Origin of the sequence: Alcanivorax sp., assembly GCF_002733835.1 — a bacterium.
Taxonomy (GTDB): Bacteria; Pseudomonadota; Gammaproteobacteria; order Pseudomonadales; family Alcanivoracaceae; genus Alcanivorax.
The window spans coordinates 71,484-92,878 of the sequence record NZ_NVWY01000032.1; the positions used below are offsets into that span (position 1 = coordinate 71,484).

Sequence of the window (21,395 nt, forward strand, 5' to 3'; positions counted from 1 at the left end):
ATGGCCATTAACCGCAGCCTGCTACGCGGGCTATTGGTGGGTCTGTGCTGTTTTTCCGCCCTGGCGCAGGCCGATATTCATCGCAGTCATGCCATGGCCATGCACGGCAGCCCGAAGTACCCGGCAGGCTTTCAGCACCTGGATTATGTGAACCCCGAGGCTCCCAAAGGGGGCAAATTGCGCCGTCACGTCATTGGCACCTTTGACAGCCTGAACCCTTTCGTACCGAAAGGCACCGCTGCGGCGGGTATAGGCTCTCTTGTCTATGACACGCTAACCACCCGCGCCGAAGATGAGCCCTTCACCCAATACGGCTTGCTCGCCGAAACCATCGAATGGCCGGAAGACCGTAGCTGGGTCCGCTTCCACCTTAACCCCAAAGCCACCTTCAGTGATGGCGAGCCGGTACAGGCCAGCGATGTGGTGTGGACATTCAACACACTCATCAACGATGGCGCGCCTTTCTACAGCTTTTATTACAGCGGCGTGGATCACGTCACCGCCGACGACGAACACACCGTCACCTTTCATTTCAAACCCGGTGACAACCGGGAATTGGCGCTGATCATCGGCCAGCTGCCGGTGCTTCCTGAACACGTCTGGAAAACCCGGGAATTTACCAGCGCTGGCCTGGAAAAGCCCATTGGTTCCGGCCCCTATAGCGTCGGCAATGTGGATACCGGAAAACAGATCACCTTCCAGCGCCGCAAGGATTACTGGGCCAAAGACTTGCCCATCATGCGTGGCCGCAATAATTTCGATACCGTTTCATTCGACTATTTCCTGGATGACACCGTCGCCCTGCAAGCTTTCAAGCGGGGAGATTACGACTGGCGCTTTGAAGTGAGCTCAAAAAACTGGGCCACCAGCTATAAAGGCCCGGCCTTCGACCAAGGCAAACTGGTCAAGGAGGAAATCCCCCACTCCAACCCCGCAGGCATGCAGGGGATCGTCTACAACCTGCGTAACCCCCTGTTCCAGAACGTGGCCCTGCGCGAAGCCATGACCTACGCACTGGATTTCGAATGGTCCAACGCCAATCTGTTCTATGGCCAGTACAATCGCACACGCAGTTACTTCCAGAACTCGGACATGGCAGCCACCGGCCTGCCCAGCGAGGCGGAATTGAAATTACTGGAACCCTTGCGCGACGACATCCCGGAGCGAGTTTTCACGGAAAGCTATGAACCGCCGAAAAGCGATGGCAGCGGCCGCCCCCGTGCCAACCTGGCCCGGGCACAAACTCTGCTCAAAAAAGCCGGCTATAAGATCAGGGAGGGCCAGCTTCACAGCCCGGATGGTACCCCGGTCAGTTTTCAGATCATGTTGCATCAACCCGCGTTCGAACGCATCCTGCTGCCGTTTGCCCGCAACCTGAAAGCGCTGGGCATTGATGCTCAAGTGGTCAAGGTAGACACCAGCCAATACGTGGAGCGCATCCGTAATTTCAACTTCGATATGGTAGTCAGTTCCTTTGCCCAGTCGTCCTCCCCCGGCAACGAGCAGCTGGAATACTGGGGCAGCGACGCCGCCGAGGACCCCAGCAGCCGAAACATCATCGGCATTCAGAACCCGGCTGTAGACACTCTGGTCGATGCCATTGTCACCGCCACCACGCGGGATCAGCTGATCACCGCCTGCCGCGCTCTGGACCGGGTACTACAGTGGAACTTTTACGTGATCCCCAACTGGTATGCCGATCATCATCGCTTGTCATACCGCAGTCGCCTGAAGCACCCCTCACTGCCTGAATACGTAGGCATTGATGGCGCGATCGACACCTGGTGGGACAGCAACGCGCAATGATGCGACTTTATATTGCCAAACGGTTGCTGCTGATCATCCCTACCCTGTTCGGCATTTTGTTACTCAATTTTGTCGTGGTGCAGGCCGCCCCGGGCGGCCCCGTGGAAAAGACGCTCGCGGAATTACAGGGCATTGGTGGCGGTGCCGGCGGCAGCTTTGCCGGCGGTAGCGTGGACACCCTCAGCAGCGGCGGCGACTATCGCGGCTCCAAAGGCCTGCCCCCGGAACTGGTGGAACGGATACAAAAGCTCTATGGCTTTGACAAACCCGCGCCGGAACGTTTCTGGCTAATGGTCAAAAGCTATCTGAGTTTTGATTTCGGAGAATCCTACTACCGCGATCGCTCAGTGACCGAGCTGATCGTGGAACGCATTCCTGTGTCGCTGTCTCTGGGTCTGTGGAGCACGTTGATTGCCTATATGGTGTCGATTCCCCTGGGCATCCATAAAGCGGTGAAAGATGGCTCACGCTTTGACATCTGGAGTAGCACGGCCATTGTGGTCGGTTTTGCCATTCCCAGCTTCCTGCTTGGCATTTTGCTCATCGTCCTCTTTGCCGGGGGCTCGTATTTCGAATGGTTCCCACTGCGCGGCCTGACCTCTGACAATTTCGAGCAGTTAAGCCTGTTTGGAAAAGTGTCCGACTACCTGTGGCACATCACCTTGCCCACTCTGGCTATCGTCGCTGGCAGCTTTGCCACCCTGACTATGCTGACCAAGAACTCCTTCATGGATGAAATTCGCAAACAGTATGTGCAGACCGCCCGCGCCAAAGGGCTCAGCGAAAAGCAGGTGCTATACGGGCATGTTTTTCGCAATGCCATGCTGATCATTATCGCCGGTTTTCCCGCCGCTTTCGTCGGCATGTTCTTCACTGGCGTACTGCTAATCGAGTTTATTTTTTCCCTCGATGGCCTAGGCCTGCTGGGCTTCGAGTCCGTCATCAACCGGGACTACCCCGTCGTTTTTGGTACCCTGTTCATTTTCACCCTGATCGGCCTGCTGCTGAAGCTGGTCAGTGACCTGACCTATATGTGGGTCGATCCGCGCATTGATTTCGAACGGAGGCAGAGCTGATGGCCTTCCGTAACCCATTAATGCGCAACCCGGTCTGGCAACGCCAGTGGCAGGCGTTTCGTTCCAACAAACGCGGCTATTGGGCGCTGTGGATTTTTGTCATGCTGTTCGTACTCAGCCTTGGCGCCGAACTGATTGCCAACGAAAAGCCCTTGCTGGTCAGCTACGACAATGAACTCTACGCTCCCGTGTTCAACACCTACCCGGAAACCACCTTCGGCGGTTTTTTCGAGTCAGAAACCAACTACCGCGATCCCGTGGTCAAGGATCTGATCAACGACAAGGGCTGGATGGTATGGCCGCCCATCCGATACAGCTACAACACCATCAACTACGATCTCACTGTCCCTGCCCCGGCCCCGCCCTCAGCGGAAAACTGGCTGGGCACCGATGACCAGGGCCGCGATGTGCTGGCCGGGTTGATTTATGGCTTCCGTATTTCCGTTCTGTTCGGTCTGATGCTAACCATTCTCTCCAGCATCGTCGGCATTATCGTCGGTGCCGTCCAGGGCTATTACGGCGGCTGGCTGGATCTTTCCGGCCAGCGGTTTCTGGAAATCTGGTCCAGCATGCCTACGCTTTACCTGATTATTATTATTTCCAGCTTTGTGGTGCCCAGTTTCTGGACGCTGTTGGTCATTCTGCTGCTGTTCTCCTGGATGGCACTCGTAGACCTGGTGCGCGCGGAGTTCCTGCGCTGTCGCAACATGGACTATGTGCGTGCCGCCCACGCCATGGGCGTACGCACCCCAATCATCATGTTCCGCCACATGCTGCCCAATGCGATGGTGGCCACCCTTACCTTCTTGCCGTTTATTCTCAACAGTGCCGTGGTCACGCTCACCTCTCTGGATTTCATCGGCTTTGGTATGCCACCGGATGCGCCTTCTCTGGGCCGTCTGGTGGGCCAGGGAAAGGCGAACCTGCATGCTCCGTGGCTAGGTATCAGCGTGTTTGCCACGCTCACCCTGATGCTCACCCTGCTGGTGTTTATCGGTGAAGCCATTCGCGATGCGTTCGACACAAGGAAGTTTCTGCAATGAGCCTGCTGCGCATAGAAGGGCTGAGTATTCGCTTTGCCGACCAGCTTGCCGTCGATGACATGTCACTGGAACTCCACCCCGGGCGAATGTTGGCGTTAGTAGGGGAATCCGGTTCTGGTAAATCGCTTACCGCCTTGTCTGTGATGGACCTGTTACCGGAAAACGCGAGTTGGCAGGCCGACAGCCTGCAACTGGACGATACGGACCTGCAAACGCTTAACACTGAACAGAAACGCAAACTGCGCGGCGGTCGCATCGGGATGATTTTCCAGGAGCCGCTGACGGCCCTGAACCCCTTGCATACCGTGGAAAAACAGATCAGCGAAAGCCTGTTTGTGCATCAGGGCATGAGCAAAAAACGCGCCCGTGAGCGGTGTCTGTCGCTGCTTGAGCAGGTCGAACTGCCCGCTACACCGGACATGCTGGACCGCTATCCGCACCAACTCAGCGGGGGCCAGCGCCAGCGGGTCATGATCGCCATGGCCCTGGCCAATGAACCACAGATCCTGATTGCCGATGAGCCCACCACTGCTCTCGACGTGACGGTACAGGAAACTATTCTCGACCTGATCAAGCGGCTGCAGAAAGAGCTGAATCTTTCCATTCTCCTGATCAGCCATGACCTGGGCGTTGTCAGCCGCTTTGCTGAAGACATCGTAGTCATGCACAACGGCAAACGGGTGGAAGCGGGCCCCACAGATACCGTGCTGAATTTCCCCCAGGAAGACTACACGCGCCACCTGATCCATGCGGAGCCCCAGGGTCGCCTGGAGCCGCTGCCAGATGACACTCCGCTGCTACTCGAAGCCCGTGGCATGGCCGTGACGTTCAAAGGCAAGCGCCGCGCCCTTTTCTCGCCACCACCGTTGCTCCACGCGGTGGATCAAATTGATCTGACACTGCGCCGCGGCGAGACCCTGGGCATCGTGGGTGAGTCCGGCTCGGGCAAGTCCACCCTGGCTCTCGCCCTGTTGCGGTTGATCCAGAGTGACGGCGATATCGAAATGGATGGCACGGACATCCGCGCGCTTTCCCGTTCCGGCTTACGGCAATGGCGCAGCCGTTTCCAAGTGGTATTTCAAGACCCCTACGGCAGCCTGAACCCACGCATGACCGTGGGCCAGATTGTCGCCGAGGGGCTTGCCGTGCATGCCCCCACACTAAGCGCAGTGGAAAGAGAAGAACAAGTTTGCCGCATTCTTGAGGAAGTGGGCCTGCCCACCGACGTACGCCACCGCTACCCCCATGAATTTTCCGGTGGCCAGCGCCAGCGGATCGCCATCGCCAGATCGCTGATCATGGAACCGCAATTGCTGGTTCTGGATGAACCCACCTCGGCACTGGACCGCAGCGTCCAGCACCAGATTCTGGAATTGCTCAAATCCTTGCAGGCAAGACGTGGGCTCAGCTACCTGTTTATCAGCCACGATCTCAAGGTAATTCGGGCCATTTGCCACCGGGTACTGGTAATGAAAGACGGCAAGACAGTGGAACATGGCGATACGCAGGCCGTATTCGACAACCCGCAGCAGCCTTATACACACAAACTCATGGCCGCCGCCTTTGCCCATAGCAGGAAACAGACGGTTGCACTTTGATCGGCTGCGGGCTGGCGTAATAGCGCGGTAAATTGCCTATAATCGGTGACAAGTTGGAAGTTGAAAGGTAAAAGCGCGGATCCGTCCAGAGGCAAACCGCCTCACCTTACCGCAACGCAGCTTACCTCTCTCTTGTTGTAATGGGACAGATATCCCCAGGACGTTATTGCCGCTGGAGAAGATTATATCGCTGGCAAACACGTCAGCTCGCGTTTTGAAACTTTCAACTTTCAATTTTCTACTCAAAAAGCATATCGAGGACGAACATGGGATTTCTTGCAGGCAAGCGTTACCTGATTGTCGGCGTCGCCAGCGACCGCTCCATTGCCACCGGTATCGCCGAAGCCATGCACCGCGAAGGTGCCGAGCTGGCTTTCACTTACCAGAACGACAAACTGAAAAGCCGTGTACTCAAAGCCGCAGAACGGTACGGCAGCAGCGAAGCCATGTGCTTTCCCTGTGATGTCACCAGCGACGAGGCCATTGATGCCGTTTTTGCTGAACTCGGCAAGCAGTGGGATGGGCTAGACGGTATCGTTCACGCTGTGGGTTTCGCCCCCGCTGCCGAACTGGATGGTAACTTTGTGGATGTGGCCACCCGCGAGGGTTTCCAGATTGCCCACGATATTTCCAGCTATAGCTTCGTGGCACTGGCCAAGGCTGGCAAAAGCATGCTGGCCGGCCGCAATGGCGCCCTGCTCACCCTTACCTACCACGCCGCCCGCCAGTCCGTGCCCAACTACAATGTGATGGGCATGGCCAAGGCCAGTCTGGAGGCGTCCGTGCGTTATCTCGCTGCCAGCATGGGGCCGGATGGCGTCCGTGTGAACGGCATATCTGCCGGCCCCATTCGCACTCTGGCGGCCTCTGGCATCAAGAAATTCCGCAGCATGCTCGACTACAATGCCGCCAAGGCACCTCTGCGCCGTAACGTGACCATTGAGGAAGTGGGCAATACCGCCGCGTTTCTGTGCTCAGACCTGGCCTCCGGCATTACCGGCGAGATCACCTATGTAGACGCTGGCGCTAGCACAGTATCCATGCCGTTTGAGCTTGAACTCTAGGACTGATGCCTCAAGGCAACGCCTAGAAAAAGCAAAGGCTTAAGCACAAAAAAGCCCACCATCTCGGTGGGCTTTTTTGTGGGCGGAACACCGCAGGGAAATTACTCTCCCTGGTTGGCGCTCAACCGGGACGGATGCAGCTCCACATCGCCCTCGTCACGTAACAGGGCAACCACCTGACGGAAATTGCGCTGCCCTTCCACATTGGCAAGTTCAACCAATGCTGCCTGCTGCTGGGCATCACTCAACGGTTCGGCATTACCGTCGGCAACGCGAGTTACCTGGTAGGCAACCACAGAACCGTCACCCAGACGGGTCAGCTCTACAGGAGAGGCCTCTCCTTCTTCGAAACGCGGCGCACCGAATGCACCGTTGACCACTTCCATGGACGGTTCTGCACCGCCGCGCTGCAGGCCTTCCTGCTCTTCAACTTCTACCTCGAACAAGTCCGCCACTGCCGCCAGATCAGCACCATCATCAATGGATTTCTGTGCTTCTTCACTAAGCTGCTGGACCTTGTCCATGGCGTGCTCACCTTTGAGGCGCTCACGGATAGCGAAAGAGACTTCCTCCAGGGGCATGGGTTCAGCAGACTTGTTCTCTGCGATACGCACAGCAATATAGCGGGTCGAATCGATTTCGATCAAATCACTGTTGTGCCCTTGTTCACGCACCTGATCAGAGTTCAGCGCCTGCTGTACCTGAGGCAGGGACAATGGCGCATCAGCCGCCGCCAGGTCGACCCAGTCCGTAGTTACCACAGACGTGCCCACCTGCTCTGCCGGGCTTTGTAGATCGGCATGCTCATAGAGCAGCTCTTCCAGCTTCGCCACATCGTCATTCAACAACGCTTCCGCACGGGCTTTTTTCAGGTCGGCGCGAATTTGATCCGACAGCTCCGCCAGTGACGGCAATTCACGAGCGCTCTCCTCCTGAGTCACCTTGATCAGGTGGACCCCGGCGTCCGTTACCACCGGCGCAGAGACGGTGCCAGAAGCCAGCTCGGCAATGGCGTCTTCCATTTCTTCAGGCAAGGCCCCCTTGGAAACCACACCCAGATCACCACCAGACTGGGCGCTACCTGAGTCGTCGGAGTACTGGGCAGCAGCATCAGCAAAGGATTCACCACCGGCAATGGCTTTCGCTGCTTCACGGGCACGGGCCTTCGCCTGTTCAAGATCCCGGTCATCGTTCACTTCGATGAGAATATGTGACACCTGGCGTGGTGCGTCACCGGCGCCCGCTTCTTCCATGATGGATTTACGGACATCGTATTCTGCCTTCACATCCTCGTCAGTAACGCTCACCTGATCGGCATACTTGTCTGCAGACAGTTCAACGTAAGACACCTTGAACTCTTCAGGGCGCATGAATTCACCCTGATTCTCGTCATAGAAGGCTTTGACCTCTTCGTCTGACACGCTGAACTGCTTGCGCAGCGAGTTGATATCCAGTTGCGCATAACGGATGTCGCGGGACTGCTCCCCCAGACGACGCTGTTCGTTCAGCTCGGAAGGAAGCGAAAAGTCCGTCTGCATGAAGCCCGCACGGAACTGCTCCTTGATCATGTCCTGGCGCAACCCCTGGATGTAACTCTGCGGGTTCATCCCGCGGGCGCGCAATTCGCGCTCGAACCGCTGTTCGGAAAACTTGCCGTCTTCCTGGAACAACGGCACCTTGTAAATATCGGCAGCAACCTGTTGTTCACTGAACACCATGCTGGATTGTTCCGCTGCGGCCAGAATCAATTGCTCGTTGACGATGCCATCCAGCACCATTTCCGGACGCACAAATGAATCCAGCAATGCAGGATTCATGTTCGGGCTTTGCTCGCGAAGCATGTTACGAACCCGCTCTACCCGCTGGTTCACAACACTACGTGTGATCTTGCTGCCTTCCACTTCAGCTACCACGTCGCCAGTGCTTCCGCCGACAAAGTAGCCGTAAAAGCCGGAAATCACGAAAGGAAGAATGATTGCGGCAAGCAGGACCTTGCCCACGGGACCGCGGACAAACCGTCTGAACTCCTGCATGAAATTACTCCGTAGGGATACTCTCGAAATTCGATCTTATTATTCAGAACCGGCGGATGACTGCAGGTTCCCTTAAATGCAAAAAAGCGTACCCCTTACGAGTACGCTTTCTCAAACTGGCGGAGCGGACGGGACTCGAACCCGCGACCCCCGGCGTGACAGGCCGGTATTCTAACCAGCTGAACTACCGCTCCTGCAAACAGTTTAGTTCACCGCGTCTTTCAGTGCCTTACCGGCTTTGAAGCCCGGTACGTTGGCAGCGGCGATCTTGATGGTCTGGCCAGTTTGCGGGTTACGGCCATCGCGGGCTTCACGACGCTTCACTGCAAAAGTACCAAAACCTACCAGAGAAACGCTGTCACCTTTTTTCAGGGCACCAGTTACCGCTTCCAAAGTAGAATCCAGAGCACGACCTGCGTCGGCTTTGGAAATATCCGCGCTAGCGGCAATCGCATCAATCAACTCTGACTTATTCACAAAGTTCCCCTTTCTCTATTTTCCCGGTTTTATGGTCGAGGCGTGATGCACTCTCCTTATGCGAAGCCGCCTTTATACCAACGGGTATCAGGGGCGTCAAGAAAGGAAAAGCGCGATCTCACCCAAGTTAAAACAATTGAAAAACCATACAGATCAACAATTTAAAAAGGTTTAAATATGATCCGTTAATGTGTACTAGGACGTTTGTTACCTTCCTGGTTTTTCTCTTCTGCCAGCGCTAAATCCTCTTCCAGCTCCGCTTCGGAAAGCGGATTTGGTTGATGAGTCAGTGCCACATCAAGTACCTGGTCAATCCATTTTACTGGTCGAATGTCCAAGGACGCCTTGATATTGTCGGGGATCTCCTTGAGGTCCCTCTCATTTTCTTCCGGAATCAAAACCGTCTTGATTCCGCCGCGATGGGCAGCCAACAACTTTTCCTTGAGGCCACCAATCGGCAGCACCTGCCCACGCAGGGTAATTTCACCGGTCATGGCCACATCCGCACGCACCGGAATACCGGTCAACACCGACACCATCGCCGTACACATTCCGATACCTGCACTGGGGCCATCTTTTGGTGTTGCCCCTTCCGGCACATGCATGTGCAGGTCGTTGCGATCCAGTGCCCGGCGGCGAATGCCCAGGGTGCCTGCACGGCTTTTCACTACCGTCCACGCAGCCTGGATAGATTCCTGCATTACATCACCCAGTGAGCCGGTAGAAATCACCCGCCCCTTGCCTGGCGTGGAAACACTTTCAATGGTGAGCAGCTCACCGCCCACAGACGTCCATGCAAGGCCGGTTACCTGACCGATCTGATCCTGCTCTTCAGCACGACCAAAGCTGAACTTGCGCACACCGAGATAATGCTCAACCAGCTCTTCACTCATGGTGACCGTTTCCGTTTCACCGGTGAGCAAATGTTCTTTCACCACCTTGCGGCAAATCTTGCTGATTTCGCGCTCCAGCCCACGCACGCCAGCCTCCCGGCTGTAATGGCGAACGATGTACCGTAACACGGCTTCATCAAATAACAGCTCATCTTTTTTCAAGCCGTTGTTTTTGATTTGCTTGGGGATCAGGTACTGCAGCGCAATATTAACCTTCTCTTCCTCGGTATAACCGGGAAGACGGATTACTTCCATGCGGTCCAGCAATGGCGCCGGAATATTCATGGAATTGGATGTGCAAATGAACAGGGTTTCGGACAGGTTATAGTCCACTTCCAGGTAATGATCGCTGAACGTATCGTTCTGTTCCGGGTCCAGCACTTCCAGCAGTGCAGACGCAGGATCACCCCGGTTATCCATGCCCATTTTGTCGACTTCATCGAACAAAAACAGCGGGTTACGGACGCCGACCTTGGACAGCTTCTGGATAACCTTACCCGGCAAAGAGCCGATATAGGTCCGGCGATGGCCACGAATTTCTGCTTCGTCACGGACACCACCCAACGCCATGCGAACGAACTTGCGATTGGTGGCACTGGCGATGGATTGCCCCAGTGAAGTCTTGCCCACCCCGGGTGGCCCCACCAGGCACAACACCGGCCCTTTTACCTTGCCGACCCGGCTTTGTACGGCCAAAAATTCCAGCACGCGTTCTTTTACGTCTTCCAGACCGTAGTGGTCCCGGTCCAGTACTTCCTTGGCGTAATTCAGGTCATGACGCACCCGGCTGCGCTTTTTCCATGGCACCGAGGTCATCCAGTCCAGATAGCCGCGCACAACCGTGGCTTCCGCCGACATGGGGGACATCATCTTGAGCTTGTTCAGCTCCGCCTGAGCCTTGTCACGGGCCTCTTTGGGCATGCCCGAGCTGTCGATTTTCTTTTCCAGATCGTCCAGGTCATTACCACTGTCTTCCAGATCACCCAGCTCTTTCTGGATGGCTTTCATCTGTTCGTTCAGGTAATACTCGCGCTGGCTTTTCTCCATCTGCTTTTTCACCCGGCCACGGATGCGCTTTTCTACTTTCAGCACATCAATGTCGGATTCCATCAGCGCGATCAGGTGTTCAACACGCTCGCGCACGTCCACCATTTCCAGCACGTCCTGCTTCTCCTCCAGCTTGAGCTGCAGGTGCGCGGCAATGGTGTCAGCCAAGCGGCTGACTTCGTCGATGGAAGAAACGGAGCCGGTCACTTCCGGCGCCACTTTCTTTGAGAGTTTGACGTAATCCTCGAACTGGCCCTGCAGGGAGCGCGAGAGCGCATCCTGTTCGCTTTCGTCCGGGAGCCCTTCTTCCAGCTCGCGCACATCAGCAACAGCGCCTTCTTCACCAAATTCAGCCTTGGCCACATGGGCACGCTGACCGCCTTCGACCAGCACCTTCACGGTACCGTCCGGCAGCTTGAGCAATTGCAGAATGGTAGAAACCGTACCAACCCGGTAGATGTCGTCCACACCCGGATCGTCGTCGGAGGCATTACGCTGGGCGACCAGCATGATCTGCTTGTCAGCTGCCATGGCAGCTTCAAGAGCCGCAATGGACTTTTCCCGGCCGACAAACAGCGGGATAACCATGTGCGGGTACACCACTACATCACGCAGCGGTAAAAGCGGAATATCTTTCAGCACGTATTGCCTCTATGACTTAGGTGAAAGCAGGACAGACCCGGACCATGCCCGGGTCTCAATCCGGTGCCACCTTGGAAGACTGCTCGTTGTTTTCGTAAATCAACAACGGTTCGGATTCACCCTTGATGGTCGGGCTATCGATCACCACCTTGGCCACGCTATCCATGGACGGCACCTGGTACATGGTGTCAAGCAATACGCCCTCGAGGATCGAGCGCAAGCCGCGAGCACCGGTCTTGCGTACCATGGCCTTGTTGGCAATCGCGCGCAGGGCGTCATCGCGGAAATCCAGCTCCACCCCTTCCATTTCAAACAGACGCGCATATTGCTTGGTCAGCGCATTGCGCGGTTCGGTGAGAATCTGGATCAGCGCTTCTTCACTCAGTTCTTCCAGCGTGGCGATCACCGGCAGGCGACCAATGAACTCGGGAATCAGGCCATACTTGACCAGATCTTCCGGCTCCACATCGACCAGCAGCTCGCCCAGATTGCGCGTATTGTCCTTGCTCTTCACCTCGGCGGAGAAACCGATGCCGCCCTTCTCGGAGCGCTCGCGGATCACTTTGTCGAGACCGGCAAAGGCACCACCACAGATGAACAGCATGTTGGAGGTGTCCACCTGCAGGAATTCCTGCTGTGGATGCTTGCGCCCACCTTGGGGCGGCACAGACGCCACAGTGCCCTCGATCAGCTTCAGCAACGCCTGCTGTACGCCCTCGCCGCTCACATCCCGGGTGATGGACGGGTTATCAGACTTGCGGGAAATCTTGTCGATTTCATCGATATAGACGATGCCACGCTGGGCCTTGTCCACGTCGTAGTCACACTTTTGCAGCAGTTTCTGGATAATGTTTTCAACATCTTCACCGACGTAACCCGCTTCGGTGAGCGTGGTTGCATCGGCAATGGTAAACGGCACATTGAGCAGTCGCGCCAAGGTTTCGGCCAGCAGGGTCTTGCCGCTACCGGTAGGCCCGATAAGCAAAATATTGCTTTTACCAAGCTCGACTTCGTCACGGCCTTTCCCGCCGCTACGCAGGCGCTTGTAGTGGTTATACACCGCCACAGCCAGCACCTTCTTGGCACGCTCCTGGCCAATCACGTACTCATCAAGGGTGTCCTTGATCTCATTCGGCTTGGGCAGGCGCTCACCATCTGTGTCGCTGGTATCTTCCTGCACTTCCTCGCGGATAATGTCGTTACACAGATCCACGCATTCGTCGCAGATAAAGACCGAGGGCCCCGCAATCAGTTTGCGGACCTCATGCTGGCTTTTGCCGCAGAAGGAGCAATACAGCAGTTTGCCGTCGTCGCCCTTGCCAGTGGAATCGGTCATCGAATTGCCTCTAAACCTGTGTATTTGCTTTGAAGATGCAGGGTAGCCCGGTGTTTTTCAAGCCCGCCGGGCTGCTCTGCCGTTCCGTTAGGACACTTTTTGTACTAACTCGCCCTATTTAAACAGGACGCTGGCTCAACACCGCGTCAATGATGCCGTATTCCTTCGCTTCGTCGGCACTCATGAAGTTGTCACGGTCAGTGTCTTTTTCCAGCTGCTCGATGGGCTGGCCGGTGTGGTGAGCCAGCAAGCTGTTGAGCTGCCCTTTGATTTTCAGGATTTCCTTGGCGTGGATTTCAATGTCTGACGCCTGGCCCTGGAAGCCACCCAGCGGCTGGTGAATCATCACCCGGGCATTGGGCAGCGCAAAACGCTTGCCGGCAGCCCCGGCGGTAAGCAGGAAGGCCCCCATGCTGGCCGCCTGGCCTACACACATGGTGGACACATCCGGCTTGATGAACTGCATGGTGTCGTAGATGGACATCCCAGCGGTAACCGAACCACCCGGGCTGTTGATGTACAGGTGGATATCCTTGTCCGGGTTCTCGGACTCAAGGAACAGCATCTGTGCCACGATCAGGTTGGCCATGTGATCTTCCACCTGGCCGATCATGAAGATCACCCGTTCTTTCAGAAGGCGGGAGTAGATATCGAAAGAACGTTCCCCACGGGCGGTCTGCTCAATCACCACCGGCACCAGGCCCAGATTGGTCGGATCCTTGATCAGCTGGTTCATTTCCGGGGTAAGCGAGTTAATACGGCTCAAGTCGATCATGTAGCGCTTTCCTTCTCGTCGATCGTCCGTGGACGTTCTCAACTGTTTATTGATGCCGGAGGTCAACAACCGGCATGTACCTTGCGTTGTCTTGGGGGCCAGAAGGCCGGAATACAAGGCAAGCAAGGCAAATAGGTCTTCAGGCATCTTATGACGGCACTTGGGGGGCGTCTATAAAAGTGGGCGGGAGAGGGGTTCAAGTGCACAATTCTTGCGCAAATTGCGCATAAATAACGCAAAACGGGGCCCGAAGGCCCCGTTTTGAAGGTCAAACAGAAGGTTTAAATCAGCCTTCCGCTTGCTCGCGCGGCTTAACCGCGTCCTGGTAAGGCATGCTTTTCTCTTCCACCTTGGCGCTTTCCAGCACCAGGTCGACTACCTGCTCTTCCAGCACCGCACCTTCGATCTGCTGCAGCTGCTGCGGGTTACTGTAGACCCAGCTCACCACTTCTTCCGGCTTTTCGTACTGCTCGGCAATCTCTTCAACGCGGGCTTTTACCTTGTCGGCATCTGCCTTGATTTCGTTCTTGTCGAGGATGGCACGCACTACCAGGCCCAGACGCACAGAGCGCTCGGCCTGCTCTTTGAACAGGTCATCCGGCAAGATGGAGGGATCAAACTGCTGACCACCACCAAACTGCTGCATCATCTGCTGACGCATGCGCTGGATTTCCTGGGTGACCAGAGCTGCCGGCAGGTCAAACTCATGCAGGTTCACCAACCCGTCCATGGCCTGCTCTTTCACCTTGCTGGTGATGGCATTCTTGAGCTCACGCTCCATGTTCTTGCGTACTTCAGCCTTGAACTTGGCTTCGTCACCATCGTCCACACCAAAGCCTTTCATGAACTCGGCGTCTACTTCCGGCAGCGCCTTGCCTTCTACCTTGTTGACCTTGATCTGGAACACAACAGCCTGACCCTTCAGGTCTTCGGACTGATAGTCTTCCGGGAAGGTCACGTCGATGTCTTTCTCGTCACCGGCTTTCATGCCAACGATGCCATCTTCAAAACCCGGGATCATCTGGCCGGAACCCAGCTCCAGGTTCTGCCCTTCGGCGGTACCGCCTTCGAAGGCTTCGCCGTCTTTCAGACCTTTGAAATCGATATTGACGCGGTCACCGGTCTCGGCGGCACGGTCCACATCGGCAAACTCGGCGCGCTGCTGGCGTAGGGTTTCGATCATGGTGTCCACGTCGGCGTCAGTCACTTCAGCCTGGGGCTTTTCCACTTCGATGGTATCGAACGCGGCCAGCTCAACCTCCGGGTACACCTCGAAGGTCGCCACGAATTCCAGATCCTTGCCGGCTTCGTTGGTCTTGGCTTCGAAACCGGGCATGCCTGCGGGCTGCAGTTTTTCCTGCTCCACCGCTTCGATGAAGGCTTCACGCATAACGTCAGCCAGCACTTCGTTACGCACGGCCCCGCCAAAGCGACGCTTTACTTCACGCATGGGCACTTTACCCGGGCGGAAACCGTCCAGACGGATCGTTTTCTGGGCTTCCTGCAGCTTGCCTTCTACTGCCACATCCACTTTTTCCGCGGGTACACCCACCGTCACACGGCGCTCAAGACCTGAAGTCGTTTCAACAGAAACCTGCATAACATCCTCTTTAAAAAAGACTTTTATCTCTGCCCGCCGCCGAAATAACGCGAAGACGGCCTAATGAAGGGCGCAGATTATAATCAAAGGGAGCTTCGCTGCCTACAGTCTGCCTGCAGCACAGCACCTGAAGCCCATACGAAAAAGCCTCCGGGGATCGATCCCGGAGGCTTTTAATATGGGGTGACTGATGGGGCTCGAACCCACGACCGCCGGAATCACAATCCGGAGCTCTACCAACTGAGCTACAATCACCATAAAACTGTCTGCTTTCTTCCTGTCCTGCCTGGCGCGCCTGGCAGGACTCGAACCTGCAACCGACGGCTTAGAAGGCCGTTGCTCTATCCGGTTGAGCTACAGGCGCTTGCAGGTTACCGCCATCAAGCCAACTGGTCGGGGTGGAGGGATTCGAACCCCCGACATCCTGCTCCCAAAGCAGGCGCGCTACCAGGCTGCGCTACACCCCGTCTCTTAAAGCTGCGTCAGTGACTAAGCTCGAAAGCGAGGCGCGCATAATACTCGGCACCCCCATGAGCGTCAACGGTGTTTAACGCAAAAAAATCTCTAACGTTCAGATTTTAGGCAACTTTTGCGCCTGTTTTTTGCGAACAGTGCCTGCGCATGCGAGAATCGCGCCGTTCACGGCTACCCCCGGCAGGCTGCAATAACCGCGACCGCGCCGAGCCACCCCTACTGTAGTCAATTTCAGAGAGATCGCCCACATGACCGCCCAGATTCTTGATGGCAAAACCCTGGCCCAGCAGTTTGAGCAGGAGATGCGCCTGCGCGTCGACACCCTGAAAGCCAAGGCCTACGGCCGTACGCCGATCCTTGCCACCATTCTGGTGGGTGCCGACCCGGCCTCCGCCACCTATGTAAAGATGAAAGGCAATGCCTGCCAGCGTGTCGGCATGGAATCAGTCGCCATCGAGCTGGCCGAAAGCACCACCACCGAGCAATTACTGGCCAAGATTGACGAACTGAATAACAACCCGGATGTACACGGCATTCTTCTGCAGCACCCGGTGCCCGCCCAGATTGATGAGCGCGCCTGTTTCGATGCTATCAGCCTGGAAAAGGACGTGGACGGCGTCACCTGTCTTGGCTTTGGTCGCATGAGCATGGGCGAAGCCGCCTACGGCTGCGCCACCCCCAAGGGCATCATGCGGTTACTGGAACACTATCAGGTAGAGCTGGAAGGCAAACACGCCGTCGTAGTGGGCCGCAGCGCCATTCTGGGCAAGCCCATGGCCATGATGCTGCTCGAAGCCAATGCCACCGTTACCATCTGCCACAGCCGCACCCAGAACCTGCCGGCCCTGGTGAAGCAGGCCGACATCGTTGTGGGCGCCGTGGGCAAACCGGAATTTATCAAGGCAGACTGGATCAAGGATGGCGCAGTGGTGGTCGATGCCGGCTTCCACCCGCAAAAATGCGGGGATATTGAATTGGCGCCGCTGATTGATCGCGTCGCTGCCTACACCCCCGTTCCTGGCGGTGTCGGCCCGATGACCATCAACACCCTCATCTTCCAGACCCTGCAATCCGGCGAGAAAGCCTTCGGCTAAACGTCAACCGGGGCGCTCCAGGCGCCCCACTCTTCCTGGTTTCCTGCATCATCTGTGCCCACCCGTCACTGTCATAAAACCGTCAATACCCACCGCTGTCGGGCTGGGTTAGCATCCTTGATGCTGCAGTGATTTTCTCGTTGCAGACCGCCAAAGTGGCAGACCAAGGAGAGCACCATGTCAGGGAAATTCGAGATCGACAAAGCCAGCAATGAGCAGTTCATCTTTCGCCTGAAAGCCGGCAACGGCGAGATCATCCTCGCCAGCGAGCAGTACACCACCAAGACTGCCTGCGAGAACGGTATCGACTCGGTAAGAAAGAACAGCACCGATGACAGCAATTTCGAACGCAAGGTTGCCAAAGACGAACGCCACTATTTCGTTCTCAAGGCCGCCAATCACCAAGTCATCGGTCAAAGCCAGATGTACAAGAGCACCAGCGGCATGGAAAACGGCATTGAGTCAGTCAAGAACAATGCCCCGGATGCAGCCCTGGAAGATCTGACCTGAAGGCCACATTACGACTCGCGCAGTCGTAAAACGCAAAAGACCGCACCCGGTATCCGGGCGCGGCCTTTTTTAACAGCGCCAGGTTCGGCGCTTACCTTCCAGCACGGTCAACCGCGCTTCAAGCTTCCTTCGGCCAGGATTCGCGCAGGCCTACCGTCTGGTTGAACACCAGTCGCTCATCAGTGCTGTCCTGGTCCACACAGAAATACCCTTCCCGCTCGAACTGGTAACGGGTTTGCGCCAGCGCGCCACGCAACCCTGGCTCTACCCAGCAATCCTCCAGCACAGTCAGGGACTCAGGATTGATGTGGGACAGGAAGGTCTGCCCCTCTTCCAGTCCCTTGTCAGGGTTGGCAGCACTGAACAAACGATCGTACAGCCGAACCTCGCAAGGCAGCCCCTTGTCCGCACTCACCCAATGAATCACACCACGCATCTTGCCCTGATCATCAGCATTTTCCGGGTTCTTGCCCAGCGTGTTCGGATCATAGCTGCAACGCACTTCCACGATTTCGCCCTGATCATCACGCACTACATCGGTGGCACGCACCACATAGCCATAACGCAACCGCACCCGGTCGCCCAATACCAGACGCTTGAATTTCTTGTTGGCCTCTTCGCGGAAATCTTCACGGTCGATATACACCTCCCGCGTCATCGGCACATGACGAGTCCCCATGGATTCATTCTGGGGATGCACCGGTGCTACCAGCGTCTCCTCTTTGCCCGCTTCCCAGTTCTCAATAACCACTTTCAGCGGGTTCATGACGCACATGGCGCGGGGCGCATGCTGGTTCAAGTCATCGCGGATAGCCGCTTCCAGCATCGCCATGTCCACCACCGAGTCCGCACGACTCACCCCTACCGATTCGCAGAAGGTGCGGATAGAGGTCGGCGTGTAACCACGGCGACGCAAGCCGGAAATCGTCGGCATGCGCGGATCATTCCAGCCATCCACGTGCCCTTCATCCACCAATTGCTTGAGCTTGCGCTTGCTGGTCACCGTGTAGTTCAGGTTCAGGCGGGCAAATTCATACTGGCGAGGGGTCGCCGGGACCGAGGTGTTTTCCACCACCCAGTCATAAAAGGGGCGGTGATCCTCAAATTCCAGCGTGCACAGGCTGTGGGTGATGCCTTCAATGGCATCCGACAGCGGGTGCGTAAAGTCATACATGGGGTAAATCACCCACTTGTCGCCGGTCTGGTGATGGGTCTTCTTGCGGATTCGGTAAAGAATCGGATCACGCAGGCTGATATTCGGGCTCTGCATGTCAATTTTTGCACGCAGTACCGCCTCGCCTTCGTCCAGCTTGTTATCACGCATCTGCTCGAATAGCGCCAGGTTTTCATCCACGGAACGGTCACGGTAAGGGCTCGGTTTGCCAGGCGTGGTGAAATTACCGCGGTATTCAGCGATTTCCGTCGGGCTCAGGCTGTCAACATAGGCCAGGCCTTTCTGGATCAGGCCCACCGCCAGGTCATACAGCTGGTCGAAGTAGTTACTGGCAAAGCGCTCTTCACCGTTCCACTGGAACCCCAGCCACTGCACATCCTGCTTGATGGACTGGATGTACTCGTCCTCTTCCTTCTCCGGATTGGTATCGTCGAAGCGCAGATTGCAGCTACCGCCATAGCTTTCCGCGATACCAAAATTGAGACAGATAGATTTCGCATGGCCGATATGCAGGTAACCGTTGGGCTCCGGCGGAAAACGGGTAACCACCTGGCCGTCATTTTTACCTTCTGCGAGGTCACGGTCGATGATCTGTCTGATAAAATTGCTTGGCGCTTTCGTTTCGCTCATTGCCTGGGCCAGTCCGGATAGAGATACGGTAAATGGGTACGGTGAAAATGAAGGTGCGCTAGTGTACTGTAGCCCCCCCAACAGTCAAAGACTCAGGGCCCCTCTGCACGCAAAATAGGCGTTAACTGACGGGTCCGACCCTGCGGAGAAACATCAATGAAAGTGTTGCTGACAACAACTTACGGCAAAATCACCCTGCAACTGGACGCAGAGAAGGCGCCGGGAACCACCGAGAATTTCGTGCAGTACGTCAAGGAAGGCCACTTTAACGGCACCATCTTCCACCGCGTTATCAGCAATTTCATGATCCAGGGTGGCGGCTTCACCGAAGACATGCAGCAGAAAGCTACCCGCGCCCCCATCCAGAATGAAGCGGGTAATGGCCTGTCCAACAAGGCCGGCACCATTGCCATGGCGCGCACCCCGGATCCGCATTCCGCCTCGGCCCAGTTCTTCATCAACGTGGCCGACAACCATTTTCTGGACAAGGAACGCAGCCAGGACGGCTGGGGCTATGCGGTATTCGGTGCTGTATCAGAAGGCATGGACGTGGTGGAAAAAATCCGCAACGTCGCCACCGGCAACAGCGGCGGCCATCAGGATGTGCCGGTGGAACCGGTACTGATCGAATCTGCAGAACTGATCGAGGACTGATCGTCATGCGCCTTGCTGCTGCCCTGCTCGCCCTGCTCCCAGGTCTGTTGCTGGCCAACCCGGTGGTCCGCCTGGACACCACAGCCGGCCCCATTACCATTGAGCTGTACGAAGACAAAGCCCCGCAAAGTGTCGCCAACTTTCTCCAGTACGTGGACAGTGGCTTCTACAACGGCACCCAGTTTCACCGCGTGATCAGCGGTTTCATGATTCAGGGTGGCGGCTTTGACCAGAGCGGGCAGCGCAAGGCCACGCGCAAACCCATCCAGAACGAGGCCGACAACGGCCTAAAAAACAAGCGTGGCACCCTGGCCATGGCTCGCACCAGCAACCCGCATTCGGCCACCGCCCAGTTTTTTGTGAACCTGGTAGATAACCGCAATCTGGATTTCACCGGCAAGAACAGCCGCGGCTGGGGCTATGCCGTTTTCGGGGCCGTCACCGACGGCATGAATGTGGTCGACAATATCGCCCGGGAACGCACCACCAGCCAGCGCCTGAACGGCATGATGGCCCGCGATGTCCCGGAAGTGCCGATTCTGATTACCAAGGCCTACCGCCTGGAAGATGACAGCAAGGCAGCCAAACAGGCAAACGAAGAGAAGGACGCTCAATAACCATGAGTTACACCCTCTTCATCTCTGATCTGCACCTGGATCCGGTACGCCCCGAGCATCTGGAGGCATTGAAAAACCTGCTGGCACACCATCAAGGCAAGACCGACGCCCTGTATGTACTGGGCGACCTGTTCGAAGCCTGGATCGGCGACGATGATGACAGCCCGTTTAATCTCGATGCCATCGCCGCCTTCCGACAGTTTTCTGACAGTGGCAGCAAGCTTTACTTCATGCATGGCAACCGGGATTTCATGCTCGGCAACGACTTTGCGAATGCCTGCGGCGGCACCCTGCTTGACGAAGGCACCGTAGTCGACCTCTACGGCACCGCCGTGATCCTGATGCACGGCGACAGCCTGTGCACCCTGGACACCGCCTATCAACAGTTCCGCACCATGGCCCGTAACCCCCAGTGGCAGCAAGGCATGCTCGCCAAGCCGCTGGAAGAGCGACGCATGATCGCCCAGGGTATGCGCATGCAAAGCCAGGGCAACAACGCCAACAAGGCAGAAAACATCATGGACGTCACCCCGGAAGAAGTGGTCCGGGAAATGCAGGAAGCTGGTGTTCAGCACCTGATCCACGGCCATACCCATCGCCCGGACGTCCACGACGTGGACTTGCCTGATGGCACCGGCAAGCGCTGGGTGCTGGGAGATTGGGGAAAGCTTGGGTGGCAAATTGTGGCGGATAGTGAGCTTGGGTTGCGGTTGGAGAGCTTTGCGATTAATTAATAGTTAATAATGAATAATTAAGGGTCTTAGGAAGCAAATCGCATGCTAATATGCATTTGCGCCTATGAATACAGGTAAAAACCGCTACTACAAATTTTCCAAGATCAGTGAGGCCCGA

At 56.4% G+C, this 21,395-nt stretch carries 17 protein-coding genes and 4 tRNA genes; 10 read left to right on the forward strand and 11 right to left on the reverse strand.

Annotated elements, in window-relative coordinates; translation table 11 throughout:
• The 5 genes from COA55_RS12395 to COA55_RS12415 all read left to right on the forward strand — a co-directional run bounded on the left by COA55_RS12395 (position 1) and on the right by COA55_RS12415 (position 6,587).
• Complete coding sequence (locus tag COA55_RS12395) at positions 1-1,806, forward strand: extracellular solute-binding protein (protein ID WP_290502429.1); 1,806 nt, start codon at positions 1-3, stop codon at positions 1,804-1,806.
• Entirely contained in the window at positions 1,806-2,882 is a 1,077-nt protein-coding gene (locus COA55_RS12400; protein WP_363970521.1) for a microcin C ABC transporter permease YejB, read from the forward strand. Before COA55_RS12395 ends, COA55_RS12400 begins: the two co-directional genes overlap by 1 nt.
• A complete protein-coding gene (locus tag COA55_RS12405; RefSeq protein WP_290502431.1) occupies positions 2,882-3,925 on the forward strand; it encodes an ABC transporter permease in 1,044 nt (347 codons plus the stop codon). The genes COA55_RS12400 and COA55_RS12405 overlap by 1 nt, the downstream gene beginning before the upstream one ends.
• Positions 3,922-5,523 (forward strand): ABC transporter ATP-binding protein, encoded by a 1,602-nt coding sequence (locus COA55_RS12410; RefSeq protein ID WP_290502432.1) that lies wholly within the window; start codon positions 3,922-3,924, stop codon positions 5,521-5,523. The genes COA55_RS12405 and COA55_RS12410 overlap by 4 nt, the downstream gene beginning before the upstream one ends.
• Positions 5,524-5,789: 266 nt before the next feature.
• Positions 5,790-6,587, forward strand: a complete 798-nt coding sequence (locus tag COA55_RS12415; RefSeq protein WP_007150414.1) for an enoyl-ACP reductase — start codon at positions 5,790-5,792, stop codon at positions 6,585-6,587.
• Positions 6,588-6,688: 101 nt separating this feature from the next.
• Here the strand turns inward: COA55_RS12415 and COA55_RS12420 are convergent, their stop codons facing one another.
• The 10 genes from COA55_RS12420 to COA55_RS12465 all read right to left on the reverse strand — a co-directional run bounded on the left by COA55_RS12420 (position 6,689) and on the right by COA55_RS12465 (position 15,857).
• Positions 6,689-8,620: a SurA N-terminal domain-containing protein gene (locus tag COA55_RS12420; protein WP_290502433.1), complete on the reverse strand. Its 1,932-nt coding sequence runs from the start codon at positions 8,618-8,620 to the stop codon at positions 6,689-6,691.
• Positions 8,621-8,737: 117 nt separating this feature from the next.
• A tRNA-Asp gene (locus COA55_RS12425) sits at positions 8,738-8,814 on the reverse strand.
• Positions 8,815-8,824: 10 nt separating this feature from the next.
• Positions 8,825-9,097, reverse strand: coding sequence for an HU family DNA-binding protein (locus COA55_RS12430; protein ID WP_039925990.1), 273 nt, complete (start codon positions 9,095-9,097; stop codon positions 8,825-8,827).
• A gap of 185 nt (positions 9,098-9,282) precedes the next feature.
• A complete protein-coding gene (gene lon / locus COA55_RS12435) occupies positions 9,283-11,679 on the reverse strand; it encodes an endopeptidase La (protein WP_290502434.1) in 2,397 nt (798 codons plus the stop codon).
• A 55-nt stretch (positions 11,680-11,734) separates the two neighbouring features.
• Complete coding sequence (gene clpX / locus COA55_RS12440; RefSeq protein WP_290502435.1) at positions 11,735-13,015, reverse strand: ATP-dependent Clp protease ATP-binding subunit ClpX; 1,281 nt, start codon at positions 13,013-13,015, stop codon at positions 11,735-11,737.
• A 118-nt stretch (positions 13,016-13,133) separates the two neighbouring features.
• Positions 13,134-13,790: an ATP-dependent Clp endopeptidase proteolytic subunit ClpP gene (clpP, locus tag COA55_RS12445; RefSeq protein ID WP_082872489.1), complete on the reverse strand. Its 657-nt coding sequence runs from the start codon at positions 13,788-13,790 to the stop codon at positions 13,134-13,136.
• 286 nt (positions 13,791-14,076) lie between these two features.
• Positions 14,077-15,390 carry a trigger factor gene (gene tig / locus COA55_RS12450; protein ID WP_063519172.1) on the reverse strand — a complete coding sequence of 438 codons (1,314 nt, stop codon included), beginning with the start codon at positions 15,388-15,390 and terminating at the stop codon, positions 14,077-14,079.
• Between the two features lie 179 nt (positions 15,391-15,569).
• Positions 15,570-15,645, reverse strand: a tRNA-His gene (locus tag COA55_RS12455).
• 32 nt (positions 15,646-15,677) lie between these two features.
• A tRNA-Arg gene (locus tag COA55_RS12460) sits at positions 15,678-15,754 on the reverse strand.
• Between the two features lie 26 nt (positions 15,755-15,780).
• Positions 15,781-15,857 (reverse strand) — tRNA-Pro (locus COA55_RS12465).
• 255 nt (positions 15,858-16,112) lie between these two features.
• Here COA55_RS12465 and folD point away from each other — a divergent pair.
• Both folD and COA55_RS12475 read left to right on the forward strand, forming a co-directional pair.
• Positions 16,113-16,958: a bifunctional methylenetetrahydrofolate dehydrogenase/methenyltetrahydrofolate cyclohydrolase FolD gene (gene folD / locus COA55_RS12470; RefSeq protein WP_290502436.1), complete on the forward strand. Its 846-nt coding sequence runs from the start codon at positions 16,113-16,115 to the stop codon at positions 16,956-16,958.
• Positions 16,959-17,135: 177 nt separating this feature from the next.
• Positions 17,136-17,468 carry a YegP family protein gene (locus COA55_RS12475; protein ID WP_290502437.1) on the forward strand — a complete coding sequence of 111 codons (333 nt, stop codon included), beginning with the start codon at positions 17,136-17,138 and terminating at the stop codon, positions 17,466-17,468.
• 118 nt (positions 17,469-17,586) lie between these two features.
• On the opposite strand, the gene COA55_RS12480 is transcribed toward COA55_RS12475, so the two are convergent.
• On the reverse strand, positions 17,587-19,272 hold the full coding sequence (locus COA55_RS12480) for a glutamine--tRNA ligase/YqeY domain fusion protein (RefSeq protein ID WP_290502438.1): 1,686 nt from the start codon (positions 19,270-19,272) through the stop codon (positions 17,587-17,589).
• Between the two features lie 156 nt (positions 19,273-19,428).
• On the opposite strand from COA55_RS12480, the gene COA55_RS12485 reads away from it, so the two are divergent.
• The 3 genes from COA55_RS12485 to COA55_RS12495 are packed head-to-tail and all read left to right on the forward strand — an operon-like array spanning position 19,429 to position 21,277.
• Entirely contained in the window at positions 19,429-19,926 is a 498-nt protein-coding gene (locus COA55_RS12485; protein ID WP_063521159.1) for a peptidylprolyl isomerase, read from the forward strand.
• Between the two features lie 5 nt (positions 19,927-19,931).
• On the forward strand, positions 19,932-20,543 hold the full coding sequence (locus COA55_RS12490; protein ID WP_290502439.1) for a peptidylprolyl isomerase: 612 nt from the start codon (positions 19,932-19,934) through the stop codon (positions 20,541-20,543).
• A gap of 2 nt (positions 20,544-20,545) precedes the next feature.
• Positions 20,546-21,277, forward strand: coding sequence for a UDP-2,3-diacylglucosamine diphosphatase (locus COA55_RS12495; RefSeq protein WP_290502440.1), 732 nt, complete (start codon positions 20,546-20,548; stop codon positions 21,275-21,277).
• Positions 21,278-21,395 lie beyond the last annotated feature (118 nt).